The 18,989-nt window shown below is 61.9% G+C and carries 19 protein-coding genes; 2 read left to right on the forward strand and 17 right to left on the reverse strand.

Features of this window, described 5'->3' with window-relative positions; genetic code table 11:
• The first annotated feature begins 124 nt into the window (after positions 1-124).
• Complete coding sequence (locus tag BUA38_RS35315; RefSeq protein ID WP_244553350.1) at positions 125-1,177, forward strand: hypothetical protein; 1,053 nt, start codon at positions 125-127, stop codon at positions 1,175-1,177.
• Here the strand turns inward: BUA38_RS35315 and BUA38_RS35320 are convergent.
• The 15 genes from BUA38_RS35320 to BUA38_RS35390 all read right to left on the reverse strand — a co-directional run bounded on the left by BUA38_RS35320 (position 1,169) and on the right by BUA38_RS35390 (position 15,980).
• Positions 1,169-2,428 carry a TCR/Tet family MFS transporter gene (locus tag BUA38_RS35320; RefSeq protein WP_244553147.1) on the reverse strand — a complete coding sequence of 420 codons (1,260 nt, stop codon included), beginning with the start codon at positions 2,426-2,428 and terminating at the stop codon, positions 1,169-1,171. The two genes, BUA38_RS35315 and BUA38_RS35320, sit on opposite strands and share 9 nt — an antisense overlap.
• A 157-nt stretch (positions 2,429-2,585) precedes the next feature.
• Positions 2,586-3,968, reverse strand: coding sequence for a ribosome biogenesis GTPase Der (der, locus tag BUA38_RS35325; protein WP_072825380.1), 1,383 nt, complete (start codon positions 3,966-3,968; stop codon positions 2,586-2,588).
• Between the two features lie 84 nt (positions 3,969-4,052).
• Positions 4,053-4,586: a hypothetical protein gene (locus BUA38_RS35330; RefSeq protein WP_072825382.1), complete on the reverse strand. Its 534-nt coding sequence runs from the start codon at positions 4,584-4,586 to the stop codon at positions 4,053-4,055.
• Positions 4,587-4,617: 31 nt separating this feature from the next.
• Entirely contained in the window at positions 4,618-5,271 is a 654-nt protein-coding gene (locus BUA38_RS35335) for a tetratricopeptide repeat protein (RefSeq protein ID WP_072825384.1), read from the reverse strand.
• Between the two features lie 189 nt (positions 5,272-5,460).
• Positions 5,461-6,285: a 3-methyl-2-oxobutanoate hydroxymethyltransferase gene (gene panB / locus BUA38_RS35340; protein WP_072825386.1), complete on the reverse strand. Its 825-nt coding sequence runs from the start codon at positions 6,283-6,285 to the stop codon at positions 5,461-5,463.
• 4 nt (positions 6,286-6,289) lie between these two features.
• A complete protein-coding gene (locus tag BUA38_RS35345; RefSeq protein ID WP_072825388.1) occupies positions 6,290-6,892 on the reverse strand; it encodes an NnrU family protein in 603 nt (200 codons plus the stop codon).
• A gap of 109 nt (positions 6,893-7,001) precedes the next feature.
• Positions 7,002-7,613, reverse strand: coding sequence for a hypothetical protein (locus BUA38_RS35350; protein WP_072825390.1), 612 nt, complete (start codon positions 7,611-7,613; stop codon positions 7,002-7,004).
• A 119-nt stretch (positions 7,614-7,732) separates the two neighbouring features.
• Complete coding sequence (locus BUA38_RS35355) at positions 7,733-9,352, reverse strand: peptide chain release factor 3 (protein WP_072825392.1); 1,620 nt, start codon at positions 9,350-9,352, stop codon at positions 7,733-7,735.
• A 113-nt stretch (positions 9,353-9,465) separates the two neighbouring features.
• On the reverse strand, positions 9,466-10,470 hold the full coding sequence (locus BUA38_RS35360) for an inorganic phosphate transporter (protein WP_072825394.1): 1,005 nt from the start codon (positions 10,468-10,470) through the stop codon (positions 9,466-9,468).
• Positions 10,471-10,486: 16 nt separating this feature from the next.
• The gene (locus tag BUA38_RS35365) at positions 10,487-11,131 is read right to left on the reverse strand and encodes a DUF47 domain-containing protein (RefSeq protein WP_072826691.1); all 645 of its coding nucleotides are present in this window, start codon (positions 11,129-11,131) and stop codon (positions 10,487-10,489) included.
• A 155-nt stretch (positions 11,132-11,286) separates the two neighbouring features.
• Complete coding sequence (locus tag BUA38_RS35370; protein WP_072825396.1) at positions 11,287-12,255, reverse strand: branched-chain amino acid ABC transporter permease; 969 nt, start codon at positions 12,253-12,255, stop codon at positions 11,287-11,289.
• A gap of 45 nt (positions 12,256-12,300) precedes the next feature.
• Entirely contained in the window at positions 12,301-13,164 is an 864-nt protein-coding gene (locus tag BUA38_RS35375) for a branched-chain amino acid ABC transporter permease (protein WP_072825398.1), read from the reverse strand.
• A gap of 64 nt (positions 13,165-13,228) precedes the next feature.
• On the reverse strand, positions 13,229-14,452 hold the full coding sequence (locus tag BUA38_RS35380) for an ABC transporter substrate-binding protein (RefSeq protein ID WP_072825400.1): 1,224 nt from the start codon (positions 14,450-14,452) through the stop codon (positions 13,229-13,231).
• A gap of 30 nt (positions 14,453-14,482) precedes the next feature.
• A complete protein-coding gene (locus BUA38_RS35385) occupies positions 14,483-15,217 on the reverse strand; it encodes an ABC transporter ATP-binding protein (protein WP_425304997.1) in 735 nt (244 codons plus the stop codon).
• A gap of 7 nt (positions 15,218-15,224) precedes the next feature.
• The gene (locus BUA38_RS35390) at positions 15,225-15,980 is read right to left on the reverse strand and encodes an ABC transporter ATP-binding protein (RefSeq protein WP_072825404.1); all 756 of its coding nucleotides are present in this window, start codon (positions 15,978-15,980) and stop codon (positions 15,225-15,227) included.
• Between the two features lie 370 nt (positions 15,981-16,350).
• On the opposite strand from BUA38_RS35390, the gene BUA38_RS35395 reads away from it, so the two are divergent.
• On the forward strand, positions 16,351-16,950 hold the full coding sequence (locus BUA38_RS35395) for a PAS domain-containing protein (RefSeq protein WP_072826693.1): 600 nt from the start codon (positions 16,351-16,353) through the stop codon (positions 16,948-16,950).
• 19 nt (positions 16,951-16,969) lie between these two features.
• Here the strand turns inward: BUA38_RS35395 and BUA38_RS35400 are convergent, their stop codons facing one another.
• Positions 16,970-17,347 (reverse strand): ArsC family reductase, encoded by a 378-nt coding sequence (locus BUA38_RS35400; protein WP_072825406.1) that lies wholly within the window; start codon positions 17,345-17,347, stop codon positions 16,970-16,972.
• On the reverse strand, positions 17,344-18,696 hold the full coding sequence (locus BUA38_RS35405; RefSeq protein ID WP_072825408.1) for an amidohydrolase: 1,353 nt from the start codon (positions 18,694-18,696) through the stop codon (positions 17,344-17,346). The genes BUA38_RS35400 and BUA38_RS35405 overlap by 4 nt, the downstream gene beginning before the upstream one ends.
• Between the last annotated feature and the right edge of the window lie 293 nt (positions 18,697-18,989).

Below are 18,989 nucleotides of genomic sequence, written 5' to 3' on the forward strand. Positions count from 1 at the left end.
GACGGCCAAAGAAGCAGAAAGGACGTCCGTGACGCCGATCGAGAACCGCGGCCAGCTGCTCCGCGCCGTCGCGAACCTTTCGGCGGCAGCGGTAGTCGCCGTCGCCACCCTGCTGGTCGGTACGATGGGCCCTTCGCGGGCCGGCGAAATTCCAACTTTCACCGTCGATGCGGCGTGGCCGAAGCCGCTGCCGAACAACTGGATTCTCGGTCAGGTCGGCGGCATCACCGTCGATGGGCAAGGGCACATCTGGATGATTCATCGCCCGCGCTCGCTGACCGATGACGAGAAGGGCGCAACTCTGACGCCGCCCCGCTCGAAATGCTGCATCCCGGCGCCACCGGTTTTGGAATTCGATGCCGACGGCAATCTCCTGCGCGCCTGGGGTGGCCCCGGCGAGGGCTACGAATGGGTCGGGCGCGAGCACGGTATTGAAGTTGACGAACGCGGATTCGTCTGGGTCGGCGGCAACGCCGAGAACGACAATGCCATTCTGAAGTTCACACTCGACGGCAAGTTCGTGATGCAGATCGGCAAGATTGCGCCAAGCAAGGGCAGCAATGACATCGGCCAGCTAGGCAAGCCCGCGGAGACAGCGATCGACAAGGATGCGGACGAGATCTATGTCGCCGACGGCTACGGCAACCACCGTGTCATCGTGTTCGACGCCACGACCGGCGCCTACAAGCGGCACTGGGGTGCCTATGGAAACACGCCTAGCGATGACAAGCAGCCGCCCTACGATCCCAAGGCACCGGCCTCGCAGCAGTTTGCCAATCCCGTGCACTGCGTAAAGATCGCCCATGACGGGCTTGTCTATGTCTGCGACCGCATCAACAACCGCATCCAGGTGTTCCGCAAGGACGGCACGTTCGTGAAGGAATGGTTCTTCGAAAGAAATACGCTTGGCAATGGTGCGGTTTGGGACGTCGCGATCTGGCCCGATGCACAACAGCGTTTTCTGCTCAGTGCGGATGGCGAGAACAATGAAATCAGGATCATCAACCGCCAGGATGGAACGGTCGCCGGCAGTTTCGGACGAGGGGGCCGCAACGCTGGCCAGTTTCACTGGGTCCACGCCATCGCCGTCGATGCCAAGGGCAACGTCTATACGGCCGAGGTCGATAACGCCAAGCGAATCCAAAAATTCCGTCTGACCTCGGACGCCCTACGCTGAGCGCGACGACCCACGGTTGGCGAGCGTCACGGCGGCGACCGCAAGCGCCAACAGCACCAGCGCCGAGGCCAGAAAGAACGGCGCGCCGGGCAGATGAAACGGCGTCTGCGGGCTGATGAAATGGGCAAAGGTCAGCGTAAACAGGAACGGCCCCAGCAATTGCGAAATGCTCTGCACGCTGGCCGTCGCGCCTTGCAGCTGGCCTTGCTGGTCGGGTGCGACGCGTTTCGTCATGAACGACTGGATCGCCGCGCCTGAAACGCCCCACAGCGACATCACGGGAATGCCGAGCCACGATAGCGGCCCGGTAGGCGCGATCGCAAAAATCAGAAAGCCGGCGGCGCCGAAAGCGAGCCCCAGCAGCAACGCCCGGCGTTCGCCAAATATCCGCACGATCGGCCCGATGCCCGCCCCCTGCACCAGCATGGCGCAGATGCCGACCATTGCCAGCGTCACGCCAACCGTCTTCGAGTCCCAGCCATATCGATAGGTCGCATAGAGCACGAAGATCGAAGGCAGCACCGCATGCGCGAGCTGGGCAAAGAAGTTCGTCACCGACAGGCCCGTCAGGACGCGGTCGGACCGCAGCAGACCTAGCGCGCCGATCGGATTGGCGCTTTTCCAGCGAAACGGTGCGCGGCGGTCGCGCAGCAGCGACTCCGGCAGGATCAACAGGCCATAGATCGTGTTGGCAAAGCTCAGGCCCGCCGCAACCCAGAACGGCAGTCGCGGATCGGCATCGCCGAGCAGCCCGCCGACCGCAGGACCGATGATGAATCCGGCGCCGAAGGCGGCGCCTACCTTGCCGAACACGGCGGCTCGCCGCTCGGCCGGCGTGATGTCGGCGATATAGGCAAAGGCGGTCGAAATACTGGCTGACGTAATGCCGGAAATAACCCGGCCGACAAACAGCCACGCCAGCGACGGCGCGAGCGCCATCAGCACATAGTCCAGCCCCAGCCCGAAATTCGACAGCAGCACCACCGGCCGACGGCCGAACCGGTCTGACAGGCTGCCCAAAATCGGCGAGAAGAAAAACTGCATCAGCGCCCAGGCCGTCCCGAACACGCCAAAGATGCGGGCCGCGCGCACGGTATCGTTGTTGACGAAGCTTTCGACGAGCTTCGGCAGGATCGGCATGATCAGGCCAAGCGCCAGCATGTCGAGCAGGATCGTGACGAAGATGAAGGCAACCGCTGCGCCGCGCGCGGGAGATGTTGCGGGCGGCGTGCCGACGGCACTAGTGCCCACTTTCCGAAGTTCGTGTTCCATTGCAGCGCCCACCGTCACGAACTTCGGAAAGTCATGGGCACTAGCAAACCCGTTGATCCAGTACCGCTTTGTCGATCCGAAGTCCCTGATCGAACTCGTCGCTTCCAGGACTTCAGATCGGCGGTACTAGTGTCGCTCATGAGGGCCGCTTTCGTTTGTGCGCGAAAGGATTGGCTTTCTCGCGCAACGCAATCCGCATCGGCGTCCCGGGCAATTCGAATTCGCCGCGCATGGAGTTGACGAGATACCTCAGATAGGATTGCGGCACGGCATCGGCGCGGGAGCAGAACAACACGAAGCTCGGCGGCCGCGCCTTGGCCTGGGTGATGTAATTCAGTTTCAACCGGCGGCCGGAAACCGCCGGCGGCGGGTTGGCATGCACCGCCTGCTCGAACCAGCGATTGAGCGCTGCCGTCGGCACCCGCCGGTTCCACACTGCATACGCCTCCTCGATTGCACGCATCAGCCGATCGATACCCTCGCCCATCAGCCCCGATACGGCCACCAAAGGCGCTCCCTTGACCTGCGGCAGCCAGTGATCGGCCTCGGTGCGCAAAGCGGAAATCGCACCGGGCTTGGTCTCCGTCAGGTCCCATTTGTTGACCGCGATCACGAGCGCCCGGCCCTCGCGTTCGATCAGATCGGCGATGCGCAGATCCTGTTCTTCGAACTTGTTCTGCGCATCCAACATCAGCACCACGACTTCAGCGAAGCGCACCGCGCGCAAAGCGTCCGCAACCGAGAGCTTTTCCAGCTTCTCCTCGATCCGCGAACGCCGCCGCAGTCCCGCGGTGTCGAACACGCGAAAATCCCGGCCGTTCCAGTTGATCTCCACGGCGATGGAATCGCGCGTCGTACCGGCTTCGGCGCTGGTCAGAAGCCGCTCCTCGCCAAGCAGGCGATTGATCAGCGTCGACTTGCCGGCGTTGGGACGGCCGACGACGGCGACGCGGATTGGCCTGCGCGCCAGCTCCTCGTCGCTCTCAGCGATATCCTCATCGCCATCTTCGTCTTCCTCCGCAGGTTCCGGCATCAGGTCGCGCAGCGCGTCGTAGAGGTCACCCATGCCCTCGCCATGTTCGGCAGAGATCATGATCGGCTCGCCCAGGCCCAATGCGTAGGATTCCATCGCGCCGAGCTCGCCGTGCTTGCCTTCGCTCTTGTTGGCGAGAAGGACCACCGGCTTGTTGGCGCGGCGCGCATGGTCGGCGAAGCTGCGGTCACTCGGCGTCAGTCCGGCGCGCCCGTCGATCACGAACATCAGCGCATCCGCAAGCCCGATCGCAGTCTCGGTCTGCTCCTGCATCCGCGCGGTGAGCGACCCCTTCGCGCCTTCGTCGAGCCCCGCCGTGTCGATGATGGTAAAGCGAAGATCGCCGAGCCGCGCTTCGCCTTCGCGCCGGTCACGCGTCACCCCGGGTGCGTCGTCGACCAGCGCGAGCTTCTGTCCAACCAGACGGTTGAACAGCGTCGACTTCCCGACATTGGGCCGGCCGATAATGGCGATCGTAAAGGACATCAGGGATCCGGGCGCGCGGGAAAATCGAACAAGGGCTTGCGGCTAGCCACCGAACCGGTGCCAGCCGAAGGACTGCATCAAGCGTTAGCGCGTAAACGTGCCGCCCGGAAGTGGCGCCGGGAATGCCGCGCCCGATTGTTGGGTGGGTTGCGCCTGCGGTGCGCCGGACTGCGCGTCGGCCGGCTGATCGGGCGGTGGCGCGGTGGTGCGCTGACGCACGATCTTCTTCTTCGGCGCGGGTGGAGCCGCCGCAGTCGCGTCTTCCTCGGGCGTGGCCGAAGGATCGGCGTTCGCCGTCGCTGCCGCAGGCTGCTTGCTCTTGCCAGTTTTCTTCGGCTTGGTCTCCGGAGGCGGAGGCGGCGGGACGGCCGCCTGCTGCGCATTCTGATCGGCGTCCTGCTGAGCGCCCTTGTACAGCGACTTCGGAACGCCCTGTTCGAGACCAGGCACGCCTTCCGGGAATACCGGCTTACGATCGCCCTGCAACTTCTTCTTAGTGTCGAGCCAGTCGAGCCATTCCATCGGATCGAAGCTGTTGATCTGGCTGGCGCAGCCGCCCACCGCGCCCGACAGCGCGACGAGGACGGAAGCGGCGATCAGACGTTTCAGGCGACGCATGGTCGATTTCTCATTCAACGGTTTGCCGTCGTCAGCTCTTGGCGACCGGCGGAAGCAAGGCTTGAAGCGCCTCGGCCCGCTGACGCATGGCCGACGGCGTCTCGCCGTCATTGGCAATCAGATCCAGCCACTGCCGCGCCGCGGTGTTGTCGTTGGCCCGCCACGCCGACAGAGCCAGCAATTCACGCGCAGTATGACGGAAGGTCGCGTCCGGCTTGGCGGCAGTTTCAAGCCGTTGCAGCATGTTGGGATAGCCTTCAGTATCCAGCAACAGTCCGGCCGCTCGAATCCGCGCCAGGTCCTGCTGCTCAGTGCCAATGCTGCGATCGGAGGCAAGCTCATCGTACATTTTCGCGCCCGCTTTCGGATCACGGGCTGCAACCTCGCCGGCCGCACGCAAACGCGCCAGCATGCGGTATCCGGAGGGAGCCGTCGTCGCGAGCTTGTCGAAGGCCGCTTCCGCCTCCGCGTTCTTGTTTTGCTCGACGAGCTCGATCGCGGCCTCAAAAGCAGCGCCCGCCTCGGCGGCCTTCTGGGCTTCCAGATATTGGTAGCCTCGCCAGCCGGCGACGGCGGCAACGATCAGGACGGCAGCCGCGATGATATAGAGCGAGTATTGGTCCCAGAGCTTTTTGAGTTGCTCCCGGCGGACTTCCTCGTCGACTTCATCAAATAATTCAGACACTTAAGTGTACCCCATCCCGGCCTCGCACGCCTGGAACCGTCAGGTGCGATTCATCTGCCCCTTGATGGCGGCCGCGTTACCCTAGCGATATGGCGGTGGCAAGGCAAAGCTAGACCACCAGCCCGATCAAAGCGTTAACAGTGCTGCCCCAACGGGTTTTCCAGCCTCTGTCACCGGCCAGAGCCGTGCTTACGCCTTTGCCTTCATGCCGTAAACATGTTCCGGCCCCGGGAAAGCCCGGGAGCGGACGTCGGCCGCATAGCCCTGGATCGCGGCCTCGATCATCGGGCCGAGGTTGCCATAGCGTCGAACAAATTTCGGAGCCCGCGGCGACAATCCCAGCATGTCCTCCAGCACCAGCACCTGGCCGTCGCAGGCCGCGCTGGCGCCGATGCCGATGGTCGGAATGTCGATCGTCCCGGTTATCTTGCGCGCCAAGGGCTCGGCCACGGCTTCAACCACGACCGAAAAGGCGCCGGCCTGTGCCACGGCGAGCGCATCGTTTTCGATCGGCGCCCAGCTTTCTTCCTCGCGCCCCTGGGCGCGGAACGAACCCAGCGCGTTGATCGACTGCGGCGTCAGGCCGATATGGCCCATCACGGGTATGCCGCGTTCGACCAGAAATGCGATCGTCTCCGCCATCCGCGCGCCGCCTTCGAGCTTGACCGCGCCGCAATGGGTTTCTTTCAAAATTCTCACGGCCGAGTGAAAGGCCTGCTCCTTGGAGGCCTCGTAGGAGCCAAAGGGCATGTCGACGACGACGAGTGCGTGCTGCGAGCCGCGCATCACGGCATGGCCTTGCAGGATCATCATGTCGAGCGTCACCGGCACCGTGGTCTCGAATCCGTGCATGACGTTGCCGAGGGAGTCGCCGACCAGGATGACGTCGCAATAGCGGTCGACGAGCGCTGCCGTATGGGCGTGGTACGACGTCAACATCACGATGGGCTCGCCGTTCTTGCGCGAGCGGATATCGGGTGCCGTTTTGCGTCTGATAGCTGCCTGGACCGACATATTGCTATGCTCCTACGACGGGGACGCCGATCACGACCGGATGGAACGCGAAGGCAAGTGCGAGATAGACGACAATTCCAACGGCAACCGCAATCCCGTCGTTACCCCAGCCGCCGACCGGAATCGGCGGACCGCCGGCATCGGCACGGCGCTTGAGCGAGATGCGATCGACCACCGCCCAAGCCAGAAACGAGCCGAACAGGATGATCGAGCCGAGATCGCCATTGGCAAGCAAATGCGCGGCCGCCCATAGCTTGACGCTCACGAGCATCGGGTGCTTGAGCGTCGCATAGATGTGACCACGCAGATACGACGCCACGAACAGGATCACCGCAGGCAGCATCAAGGCGACCGTCACGTGCCTGAGAACGACCAGCGTCTTCGGAGAAACCGAGCCCTCCCATACGTCGATCATCCCGGCTGCGCGGTAGTGCGCAAAGCCCCAGGCGATCAGCGCAATCCCGAGCACGGAGAGAACCGCGTAAACGAGCTTGTAGCTGCCCTCGCCCATCGCCGAGACAATGCGGCCGCGCAAATCACGCTGGGCCGGCAGCAAATGGATGCCGAGAAACAGGGCCAGGCCCAGGATCATCACCGCCAGTCCCATCGCATCCCCTCCGCGTCCTCTTTATTCGGGCTATCGGGTACACTTTCGCGCACGACACGGCAATGCAGGAGATGGTACCGCGGGGGTCGGAACGACAAACCAAGGCACGCTAAGGGGTGGCTTTCTGCTTCTCGATGTCGCGGTTATCGACGTAGCGGATGGCAATGGGCCGCCCCGCCAGGGCTCCGCCGAGATTGCCGGTGAATTTGAGCGGCACGCAGGCCCCGATGGAATCGTTGATCGCCTTGAGATAGGTCTCGCGGACCTCGGAAGGCACGCCGGCCGTGGCAAACGTCAGGCGCGGCGGCCCGATCAAATCGCCGGATCGCTTGAAGCTGAAGCGCACCGTCATCTGCATGCCCTCTTTCGCCGCATCCGCCTGCGGTGGCGTCCAGCAGGAGCGCAAGGCTGCAAAGAGATCGCCGATATTATCGAGATCGTGATCGGGCTTCTGGTATTTCGGCGCGTCTTCCTCTGATGGTTTGGTCTCGACCGTCAACTGGAGGTTCTCGCCATAGGGATAGTCGATCTCGGGAATGCAGGGACCATGACCAAGCACGCTGCAAAAATACGGCGTGCACGGGTGGTGGGACAACACGCTGCACGGCTCATGGGAAAACGGGATTGGATTGATGCGGTGCCAGCGTCTGGCATCCGCGTTACCCGCGAAGGCCAGTCCGGTAACAGCAACGACGAAACCGATAGCAATACGAGGGAGCATGCGCTTTGCATCCTCGGCGGCAGAACTTGCAGAGAGTATAACGCGAAAATGCAAGGAAGGATCGGGGCTGTTAACGGCCAGCCGTTCACATCCTCGCGTGTGCGGGCACGGCGAAAGCGCTACGCCTTCTTCTTTACGTCCTTGACACTTGCGAAGACGATGCCCTCGGCGCGCTCCTTGGTGTAGCCGAGATAGAACTCATTCTTGGCGAGGAATACCGGATCGCCGTCGACGTCATCGGCCACACCGGAGCCGTTGGCCGCGATAAACGCATCAAGCTTCTTGCGGTCTTCGGACGAAATCCAGCGTGCGAGCTGAAATTCGGAAACCTCGAATTCGACGGGAAGCGAATATTCCGCATCGAGGCGCGCCTTGAGCACGTCGAGTTGGAGCGGACCGACCACGCCGACCAGCGCCGGCGCACCGTCGCGGGGCCGAAACACCTGAACGACCCCCTCCTCCGACATCTGCTGCAAGGCTTCCTTGAGCTTCTTCGCCTTCATCGCGTCGGTCAACCGAACACGGCGGACGATTTCCGGCGCAAAGCTCGGCACACCGACGAAGGTGATGTCTTCGCCCTCGGTCAGGGTGTCGCCGATGCGCAGAGAGCCGTGATTGGGAATACCGACGACATCGCCGGCAAAGGCCTCGTCCGCAACCGAACGATCCTGGGCAAAGAAGAATTGCGGAGACGACAGTGGCATGGTCTTGCCCGTGCGCACGAGCTTTGCCTTCATGCCCCTGGTCAGTTTCCCGGAGCACAACCGCGCGAACGCGATGCGGTCGCGATGATTGGGGTCCATGTTGGCCTGGATCTTGAACACGAAGGCGCTCATGCGCGGCTCCGCCGCCTCGACCTTTCGCAGATTACCCTCCTGCGCCCGTGGCGGCGGCGCAAAGCGGCCGAGGCCTTCAAGCAGATCACCAACGCCGAAATTGCGCAGCGCGCTGCCGAAATAGACCGGCGTCAAATGGCCTTCGCGAAACGCCTCGAGTTCGAACGGCTTGCAGGCTTCCGAGACCAGTTCGAGTTCTTCCTTGACCGCACCGACATCGAGATTGGCGTTGTGGCTCGCCAGTTCAGCGATATCGATCTGCTGCGCCGCGCCGGTCTTGGCGCCGCCGCCTTCCAGAAGGCGAACGCCGCCGGTGGCCAGATCGTAGGTCCCGAGAAAATCGCGGCCGCGGCCGACCGGCCAGGTCATCGGCGTGGTGTCGAGTGCCAGTGTCTTTTCGATCTCATCGAGGAGCTCGAACGTATCCCGGCTCTCGCGGTCCATCTTATTGATGAAGGTGATGATGGGGATGTCGCGAAGACGGCAGACCTCGAATAGCTTGCGGGTGCGCGCCTCGATGCCCTTGGCGGCGTCGATCACCATGACCGCGGAGTCGACCGCCGTCAGCGTGCGATAGGTGTCTTCCGAAAAGTCCTCGTGGCCCGGCGTGTCGAGCAGATTAAAGACGAGACCATCGAATTCGAACGTCATCACCGAAGTGACCACGGAAATTCCGCGCTCGCGTTCGATCTTCATCCAGTCGGAACGGGTATTGCGCCGTTCGCCCTTGGCCTTGACCTGGCCGGCGAGATTGATGGCGCCACCGAACAGAAGCAGCTTTTCGGTCAGCGTGGTTTTGCCGGCGTCCGGGTGAGAGATGATGGCAAAGGTACGCCGGCGCGCCACTTCGCTTGCGAGCGGCGATGAGGGTGACGAATCGGTGGCGAGGGCCAGATCGGACATGGACGAAGCGTTTGGCAGGGAAACCGGGCTGGATCAAGGAAGGCTGGTTCGGGACACCAGCGGCCCCCTCCATATAGGCGTTGCGCCAACCGCCTCCAACCGACCTCGTCTGTCTACCTCAACAATATTACCAGCCAATAGGCCATGGCTGCGACGCCGGCCGCGGCCGGAATGGTGATCACCCAGGCATAGACGATCGAACTCGCCACGTTCCAACGCACGGCCGAGACCCGCCGTGCGGCGCCTACGCCGACGATCGCCCCCGTAATCGTGTGCGTGGTGGAAACCGGAACCCCGAGGAACGTCGCCAGGAACAGGGTCGCCGCGCCGCCCGTCTCGGCACAGAATCCCTGCATCGGCGTCAGCTTGGTAATTCTCAGACCCATGGTGCGGACGATCCGCCAGCCGCCCATCAGCGTGCCGAGCGCCATCGCCATCTGGCAGGCGATCACGACCCAGAACGGCACGTGAAATTCCGCACCCAACTTGCCTTGCGAAAACAGGAGAACGGCGATGATGCCCATGGTCTTTTGCGCGTCGTTGCCGCCATGGCCGAGTGAATAGAGCGAAGCGGAGATGAACTGCAAAATCCGGAAGGCGCGGTCGACCGCAAACGGCGTCGAACGAACCGACGCCCATGACACGATCGCGACCAGCGCGAGCGCCAACAAGAACCCGATCAGCGGCGACAGCACGATTGCCAGCAATGTCTTGGTCAGTCCGCTCCAGACCGCGGCCGAAAGCCCGGCCTTCGCCATCCCCGCTCCGACCAGCCCGCCGATCAGCGCATGCGAACTCGATGACGGGATACCCAGGGCCCAGGTGATCAGATTCCATACGATCGCGCCGACAAGCGCGGCAAAGATCACGGTCACGTCGATGATGCTGGGCTCGATGATGCCGGTGCCGATGGTTTGCGCGACGTTCAGCCCGAACACCAGGAACGCGACGAAGTTGAAAAATGCCGCCCAGAACACCGCGTATTGCGGCCGCAGCACACGGGTCGATACGATGGTTGCGATCGAATTGGCGGCGTCGTGCAGTCCGTTGAGAAAATCAAACAGCAACGCGACGGCAATCAGCCCGACCAGAACAGGAAAACCAAGTGCGGCGTCCACTATCGTTGGCCCTGCCCTATACCTGTTCGATCACGATGCTGCTGATCTCGTTAGCCACATCGTCGAAACGATCGGCCACCTTCTCAAGGTGATCGTAGATTTCGGCCCCGACGATGAAATCCATCGCGCTGGCGTCGCGGTGCTTCAGGAACAGCTCTTTCAGACCGATGTCGTGGAGGTCGTCGACGCGCCCCTCCAGCTTGGTGAGCTCTTCCGTGATCGTTGTCAGCAATGCCACGTTACTTCCGATCGCTTGCAACAATGGCAGTGCGCGGCCGACGAGTTCGGAGCATTGCACAAGAAGTGTTCCAATTTCGCGCATCGGCGGCTCGAACGTGCGCACCTCGAACAGCATCACGGCCTTCGCCGTTTGCTGCATCTGGTCGATGGCGTCATCCATGGCCGTGATCAGGTTCTTGATGTCACCGCGGTCGAACGGCGTGATGAAGGTGCGCCGCACCGCCGTCAGCACCTCGCGCGTGACGTTGTCGGCATCGTTCTCGAACTGATTGACCCGTTGGCAAAAAACCGGCGTTTCCTCGCCGCCCTGAAGCATGCCTTGCAGCGCCAGCGCGCCCTCGCGAACAGCCTGGGAATGTTTGGCGAAGAGGTCGAAAAATCGCTCTTCCTTGGGAAGGAAGGCGCGAAACCAACGCAGCAGCATAGCTATGTCCAATTGCAGAAAGGCCGGGCCAGAACGGCTCGTCACATACCTGTCATAAAGCAATTTGGGCAAGATGCCATGCCGCGCCGCCGGCCAAATCGGGCCTCATCCACGGCTTTATGGCCGAAAAACCGCTGCGAGCCTCGCCTTGTCTACAGCGAACGGCGGAAAAGGTGGGCTATTTCACCGACGATTCCGCGGCGGAACGTCAGCACGCAGGCCACGAAAATCGAGCCCTGGATCACGGTCACCCAGGAGCCAAATCCGGCCAGATATTGCTGCGTGGCGACGATGATGAAGGCGCCGATCACCGGGCCGAAGACGGTGCCGAGCCCGCCGACCAGCGTCATCAGCACGATCAGACCGGACATGCCGACCTCGACATCCGAAAGCGAGGCGTTCTGAACCACGAACACCTTCAGCGAGCCGGCAAAGCCCGCCAGTGTTCCTGACAGGATGAAGGCCAGCAGCTTGTACTGATCGGTCTTGTAACCCAGCGAGATTGCGCGCTGCTCGTTTTCACGGATCGATTTCAGCACCTCACCGAACGGCGAGTTGATGGCGCGGAAGATCACGAGGAAGCCGAACAGAAAGCCGGCGACGATGACGTAATAGAGCACCGTCGGCTTCGAGAGGTCGAGGATTCCGAGCAAGTGTCCCTGCGGAATACCCTGGATGCCGTCTTCACCATGGGTGAACGGCGCTTGCAGGTAGATGAAATAGATCAGTTGCGACAGCGCCAGCGTGATCATCGCGAAATAGATGCCCTGACGCCGGATCGCGACAACACCGGTAATGATGCCAAGTGCCGCAGATGCTGCGACCCCGATCAGAATGCCAAGCTCAGGCGGCACACCCCACACTTTCGCGGCATGGGCGGTGACATATCCGCCCGTCCCCAAGAACATCGCATGGCCGAACGACAACAAGCCGCCATATCCGATCAAGAGATTGAAGGCACAGGCGAGCAGCGCAAAACACAATCCTTGCATGACGAAGAAGGGATAGAGACTCGTAAACGGCACGAGCAGGAGCAGAACGGTCATGATCGCGAACGCGATCATCTCGTCGCGGATCGCGCGCGGGGTTACCGGTACGGTGTCGTCCGTCATCGCCGTCATGGCTAGTGCCCACTTTTCTACTTCAGGAACTTCAAATAGACGGCGCTAGGCCGCCCGTCCCGTCAATCCCGTTGGTTTCACCAGCAGTACCAGCACCATCAGAACGAACACGACGGTGTTGGAAGCTTCCGGATAGAAGTACTTCGTCAGGCCCTCGATCAGGCCAAGCGCAAAGCCGGTAATGATCGATCCCATGATCGATCCCATGCCGCCGATCACCACCACCGCGAACACGACGATGATGATGTTCTCGCCCATGAGCGGCCGGACCTGGTTGATCGGCGCCGACAACACGCCGGCGAGTGCAGCGAGACCGACGCCGAGGCCGTAGGTCAGCGTGATCATTCGCGGCACGTTGATGCCGAAGGCGCGTACCAGCGTCGGGTTTTCCGTCGCGGCGCGCAAATAGGCGCCAAGCCGCGTCCGCTCGATCAGGTACCAGGTCGCCAGACACACGACGAGCGAGAACACCACGACCCAGCCGCGATAGATCGGCAGGAACATGAAGCCGAGATTCATGCCGCCCTTCAGTTCGTCGGGGATGGCGTAGGGCAGACCGGATGAACCGAAATAGTTCTGGAAGACGCCCTGGATGATCAGCGCAAGCCCGAACGTCAGGAGCAGACCATAGAGGTGATCGAGGCCGGAGAGCCATTGCAGCATGGTCCGTTCCAGGATCATGCCGAAGATGCCGACCGTGATCGGCGCGATCAGCAGCGCCCACCAATATCCGATGCCCAAGAGACTGAGCAGGAAATAGGCGCAGAACGCGCCCATCATATAAAGCGCGCCGTGCGCGAAATTGATGATGTTGAGCATGCCGAAGATGACGGCAAGCCCGAGGCTGAGAAGTGCGTAGAACGAGCCGTTGATCAATCCAACGAGGAGCTGGGCGTAGAGAGCTTGCATATCCGTCGATCTTTCAACTCATGCTGCCGGTGACGTCGGGCGGTCCCGCCGATTGCGAGGCCGCCTACTTCTTCAGGAGCGCACACTTGCTTTCGGCAAGCGGCGTGAAGGCCTGGTCCGCAGAAACCGTGCCGACTAGCTTGTAGAAATCCCAAGGCGCCTTCGATTCCGACGGCTTCTTGACCTCGAACAGATAGGCCGGGTGGATGGCGCGGCCGTTGGGCTGAACCTCGCCCTTGCCGAACAAGGGATCGTCGGTCGGGATCGACTTCATCTTCTCCACGACCTTGACACCGTCGTGCGGATTGCCGCCAAGCGCCTCAAGCGCCTTGAAGTAATGCATCAGTCCCGCATAGACGCCGGCCTGCACCATGGACGGCGGCGCGCCGGTCTTCATCCGTGCGGCGAACTTCTTGGAAAACTCGCGGGTCTTGTCGTTCATGTCCCAATAGAAAGTCTCGGTGAAGTTCAACCCCTGCGCCGTCTCGAGACCGATCGCCTTGACGTCGGTGATGAACAGAAGCAGCGCGGCGAGCTTTTGTCCGCCCTTCACGATACCGAATTCGGCGGCCTGCTTGATCGTGTTGGTGGTGTCGCCGCCGGCATTGGCAAGGCCGATGACCTTGGCCTTCGAAGCCTGCGCCTGCAGCAGGAAGGACGAGAAGTCCGCGGTGTTCAGGGGGTGCTTGACCCCGCCGAGCACCTTGCCGCCATTGGCGAGGATCACGGCCGTGGTGTCGCGCTCAAGCGCTGCGCCAAACGCGTAGTCTGCGGTCAGGAAAAACCAGGTATCGCCGCCGGCCTTCACCAGCGCCTGGCCGGTGCCATGGGCCAGCGTGTAGGTGTCGTAGGTCCAGTGCACAGTGTTGGGAGAGCACTGCGCGTTGGTGAGGTCCGAGGTCGCCGCGCCGGAGTTGATGAAAACGCCGTTCTTCTCCTTGACGACGTTGTTGACGGCCAGCGCCACGCCGGAGTTCGGAACGTCGACGATGACGTCGACCTTCTCGACATCGAACCACTGCCGTGCGATGGCGGTGCCAATATCCGGCTTGTTCTGATGATCACCGGAGATGATGTCGATCTTCCAGCCCTTGGCGGTCAGGCCGGAATCCTCGATCGCCATCTGCGCGGCGAGCGTCGAGCCGGGGCCACCGAGATCGGCATAAAGGCCGGATTGATCGGACAGCGCACCGACCTTGACGGTCTTGTCCTGGGCGTTAGCGAGGCTCGCAACTGAAAGGCTCAAGGCCGTACCGAGCAACAGGCTGGCGAAAATTTTGGTCCTCATGGCGGTCCCTCTGAAATAGGCGTGTCGTTTTTAGACACCGAGATAGGTGTGAAGCTTGTCCATGTTGGCTTGCAGCTCCGCATTGGCGAAGCCGTCGATGATCTTGCCGTGTTCGACGATGTAGTAGCGATCAGCAACCGTGGCGGCGAAGCGGAAGTTCTGCTCGACGAGCAGGATGGTGAAGCCCTCGCTCTTCAGACGTTTGATGGTCTGGCCGATCTGCTGGATGATGACGGGCGCAAGCCCTTCGGTCGGTTCGTCCAGCATCAGGAAGCGCGCGCCGGTACGCAGGATGCGCCCGATCGCCAGCATCTGCTGCTCGCCGCCGGACAACTTGGTGCCCTGGCTACCCAGCCTTTCCTTCAGATTGGGGAACAGTTCGAAAATCTGGTCCATCGTCAGGCCGCCGCTGCGAACGGTCGGCGGCAACAGCAGGTTTTCGCGAACATCGAGGCTGGCGAAAATCCCGCGTTCCTCCGGACAGAATGCGATGCCCGAACGCGCGATCCTGTCCGAGGAGGCGCGGATGATTTCCTTGCCGTCGAAACGGATCGACCCGGTGCGCTTGCCGATAATACCCATGACCGACTTCAGCGTGGTCGTCTTGCCGGCGCCGTTACGTCCGAGCAGCGTGACGACCTCGCCCGGATTCACATCGAAGTTGATGCCATGCAGGATGTGGGACTCGCCGTACCAGGCTTCGAGATTCCGGACCGCCAGGATGGGCGCGTGGGATGCTGCCGGCGCGGTGGTGGCATCGGCCATTTTTACGTCAACCATGGCCGGCTCCCAGATAGGCTTCCTTCACGCGCTCATCTTTCGAAAGCTCGGAGTAATTGCCTTCCGCAAGCACGTGGCCGCGCGTCAGCACGGTGATGATGTCGGACAGGTTGGCGACGACGGAAAGATTATGTTCGACCATCAGGATCGTGTACTTGGCGGAAATGCGCTTGATCAGCGCGGCGATCTTGTCGATGTCCTCATGACCCATCCCGGCCATCGGTTCGTCGAGCAGCATCATCTCGGGATCGAGCGCAAGCGTGGTTGCGATCTCGAGCGCGCGCTTACGGCCGTAGGGCATCTCGACGGCGGACGTATTGGCAAACTCGCTCAGACCGACATCGTTCAACAGTTCGAGCGCGCGGCCGTTGAAGCGGTCGAGCACCGTCTTGGAACGCCAGAAGTCAAAGGAATGCCCGTGCTGACGTTGCAGGGCGACGCGCACGTTTTCCAGTGCGGTCAGGTGCGGAAAAACCGCCGAAATCTGAAAGGAGCGAACCAGGCCGAGCCGGGCGACGTCGGCCGGCGCCATCGCCGTGATGTCCTGGCCCTTGTAGAGGATCTGGCCTGCCGAGGGCTTCAGAAACTTGGTGAGGAGATTGAAGCAAGTCGTCTTGCCGGCGCCGTTCGGGCCGATCAACGCATGAATGCTGCCGCGCCGGATCTTGAGGGAGACGTCGCGTACGGCAAAGAATCCCGCGAATTCCTTGGTCAATCCGTGGGTTTCGAGAATGAACTCATCCGACAATCAAATTCCCCCGCAGGCCATCGCCGCGGCGTGCTCGGCCGCGCGTGGCTCGTCCTTTTCCTTACAGCGGGTTCCCCCAGGGCGCCTGAATTACCGCGTTGGTTTCGCGTGTTGAAATTCGTCCCGGGACCCGCCGCCTCCGGGGCGGAATATGCCGTCATCGGCCCTCCCAGTGCAAGGCGGAAAGCGGCTCGGGGGCCGCTTGGCCATTAGTCTTATGGCCATTTCGGCTGCTCTGGGTCGAGGGCTTGCGCGCCTGCTCAATTGGAAAGCAGTCGTTAACGTTGTTCTCCGCGAGCAAGTCTCCTTCACCAAATCTTTCCGCCTTGGCGTGAAAACTTGGTGTTTTAGCGGGACGGACATCAGCATCTTGGAATTTGTCAGCGCCAATCCGACGGTCATCAAATCGATCAAGCAGCGTGATCTCCTGAACACGTGGCTGCGGCTTTTTGCCCCCGCGCAGCGCCTGCCGCGCCTGGTGGAATTTCAGCCGGACAGAATCGAGGAGGAGCTTCCCGATCTCGTCTTCATGTCAGTCGAGAAGGCCGACCCGTTGCAGATCGTTATCGACAGCGACGGCACCCGGATGTCGATCGCTTATGGCTACACCGGCAGGGGCCGCTATCTCGATGAATATCTCGGCCTCCGGCTGGCGCCGCTGGTCATGCCGATCTATCAGCAATGCGTCAGCCGTGCCCTCCCCGCTTATTCCATTTCGCACGTCGACGACGCCCACGGCCGCATCGTCGCCTATGAGCGGCTGCTGTTGCCGTTCTCCGACGGTAACGGCGTGACCCACATCATCGCCTCGCTGAAGACCATCAGCGAAGACGGCAGCTTCGAGATCATCAACCTGATGCGTGGCAACGACACGCTGCCGACGTTCAAGCTTCGCGCGATGATCGATCGCGAGCTGTTCCACCGCATGCCCGGCCGCATCCCCTCCGCCGACCCGATCGAATTCGGCTGAGCGAAGTTTTCGTGTCGCACTACGCCTTGGCGCGCGCTCCTCCGACCTTCACTTCCTTCGCATAGATTTCCGGTTTGAAGCCGACCAGCAATTTGCCGCCGACTTCGAGCACCGGCCGCTTGATCATCGAGGGTTGATCGAGCATCAGCGCCAGCGCCTTGCGTTCGTTCAAGCCTTCCTTGTCAGCCTCGGGCAACTTCTTGAACGTCGTTCCGGCGCGGTTGAGCAGTGTCTCCCAGCCGAGTTCGTCGCTCCAGGCTTTCAGCTTTTCCTTCGGCGCGCCTGCGGTCTTGTAGTCGTGGAATTCATACTTCACGCTGTGGCCGTCGAGCCAGGCGCGCGCCTTCTTCATGGTATCGCAGTTCTTGATGCCGTAGATCGTCGTCGCTTTGGTCATTTCTCCCTCGCATATTGGTCGAAAGCGCTCAGCACCGCGAGCGTCATCGCCTCGATACCGGTCTCGATCGTCGGCTTCGGCACCGGCGCAAACTGCGGCGAATGATTGGGCGGCAGTTGCGGGCCCGTTCCATTGAGCGCCGCAGCCACCCGCTCCGGCTCGTAAACCCCGATATTGAAGAACATCGAGGGCACTCCGGCCTCGATGAATTCGGAAAAGTCTTCGCTCGCGGTCACCGGCGGCGACGTCCCAACCTTGTCGCCGAACGCCGCTTTCAACACTTTCGCCGCCGTCTCGACCACGGCGGTGTCATTCATGACCGCTTTGGCGCCGTCGCTGAAGGTGATCTCGGGTTCCGCCGCACCCGACATCGCGGCCGCCGCCTTTGCCGTCCGCTCGATCCCTGCCAGCATTTTAGCGCGAACCTCCGGCTTGAAGGTGCGGATGGTCCCGCGCAGCACCACAGAATCGGGAATGATGTTGTGGGCCGTGCCGGCGTGAATGGCGCCGACGCTGAAGACACCGAACTCGGTCGGGTCCTTTTCGCGGCTGATGACGCTTTGCACGTCGACAATGAAGCGCGCGGCGATCATCACGGTATCGACGGTTCGCTGCGGCGCTGCGCCATGACCGCCCTTGCCATGAAAGGTCAGATCGAGGCTGTCCGAATTCGACGATCCGACGCCGGTGCGATAGGTCAGCGTTCCGTAAGCGAAGGGGCCATCGTGTAACGCAAAGCCGAAATCGGGCTTCTTGAAGCGCGTGAACAACCCGTCGGCGATCATCGCCTTCGCGCCCGACACGGTTTCTTCGGCCGGCTGAGCGATGAACATCAATGTGCCGTGCCATTGATCTTTCATGCCGACCAGCGTTTTGGCCGTGCCGACCCAGCTCGCCATATGAATATCGTGGCCGCAGCTATGATCGACAAAGGTCTCCTGCCCATTCCAGTCGGTTTTGTCGCGGCTGGCATAGGGCAGTCCCGTCTTTTCCTCCATCGGCAAGGCGTCGAGCTCGGTCCGCACCAGGATGGTCGGCCCCTCGCCATTCTTGTAGATCGCGACCAGCCCGGTCTTTCCGACCTTTTCCGTCACCTCGAAACCGAGCGCACGCATCTCGGCGGCGAGTTTGGCCGCGGTCTTTACTTCCTGGAACGCGACTTCCGGATGGGCGTGAATGTCCTTGTAGAGCGTCTCGAGTTTTGGGTAGTCGGCTTCGACGGAGGTCTCGATCGAGGCTTTGAGTTTCGCGACATCAAGCTCGGCCCGCGCCGGAGCAAGCGCGGCCACGAGGCAGACGCCTGCGGACATCAGCAGTGGTTTGAGCACGATCCTGGCAATTCCAGTCATGATGGCAGGGCTCCCTTGTTCTTATGGGCGGCCGAAGCAAGGCCGCGATCGGGAAAAGCTCGGGGAAAGAGGCCGCGCGAGTATGCGCATTCGTTTCCGCAGCGCAAGACGCCGGGGTCGGATGGCAGCGTTGTCCCTCGAAACGTCAGAGGGCGGAGGAAAAGCCGGCGCTTTCCGCAGCGCGATGTCGTTCGTCTCTCGACACGGCCAGCGTCCATCGCCTCCCAGCTCAACGACGATCGCGAAATGCACCTCTGATGCTAACGTGACGCCTTCGGCCTTTCAAATCTCCG

The organism is Bradyrhizobium erythrophlei (genome assembly GCF_900142985.1).
GTDB lineage: Bacteria > Pseudomonadota > Alphaproteobacteria > Rhizobiales > Xanthobacteraceae > Bradyrhizobium > Bradyrhizobium erythrophlei_B.

Coding starts and splice junctions, on each gene's coding strand:
- BUA38_RS35315 (WP_244553350.1), top strand. CDS start 125: ATGGGCCCTTCGCGGGCCGGCGAAATTCCAACTTTCACCGTCGATGCG.
- der (WP_072825380.1), bottom strand. CDS start 3,968: ATGTCCTTTACGATCGCCATTATCGGCCGGCCCAATGTCGGGAAGTCG.
- BUA38_RS35330 (WP_072825382.1), bottom strand. CDS start 4,586: ATGCGTCGCCTGAAACGTCTGATCGCCGCTTCCGTCCTCGTCGCGCTG.
- panB (WP_072825386.1), bottom strand. CDS start 6,285: ATGTCGGTCCAGGCAGCTATCAGACGCAAAACGGCACCCGATATCCGC.
- BUA38_RS35345 (WP_072825388.1), bottom strand. CDS start 6,892: ATGGGACTGGCGGTGATGATCCTGGGCCTGGCCCTGTTTCTCGGCATC.
- BUA38_RS35350 (WP_072825390.1), bottom strand. CDS start 7,613: ATGCTCCCTCGTATTGCTATCGGTTTCGTCGTTGCTGTTACCGGACTG.
- BUA38_RS35355 (WP_072825392.1), bottom strand. CDS start 9,352: ATGTCCGATCTGGCCCTCGCCACCGATTCGTCACCCTCATCGCCGCTC.
- BUA38_RS35370 (WP_072825396.1), bottom strand. CDS start 12,255: ATGACGGCGATGACGGACGACACCGTACCGGTAACCCCGCGCGCGATC.
- BUA38_RS35375 (WP_072825398.1), bottom strand. CDS start 13,164: ATGCAAGCTCTCTACGCCCAGCTCCTCGTTGGATTGATCAACGGCTCG.
- BUA38_RS35380 (WP_072825400.1), bottom strand. CDS start 14,452: ATGAGGACCAAAATTTTCGCCAGCCTGTTGCTCGGTACGGCCTTGAGC.
- BUA38_RS35385 (WP_425304997.1), bottom strand. CDS start 15,217: ATGGCCGATGCCACCACCGCGCCGGCAGCATCCCACGCGCCCATCCTG.
- BUA38_RS35400 (WP_072825406.1), bottom strand. CDS start 17,347: ATGACCAAAGCGACGACGATCTACGGCATCAAGAACTGCGATACCATG.
- BUA38_RS35405 (WP_072825408.1), bottom strand. CDS start 18,696: ATGACTGGAATTGCCAGGATCGTGCTCAAACCACTGCTGATGTCCGCA.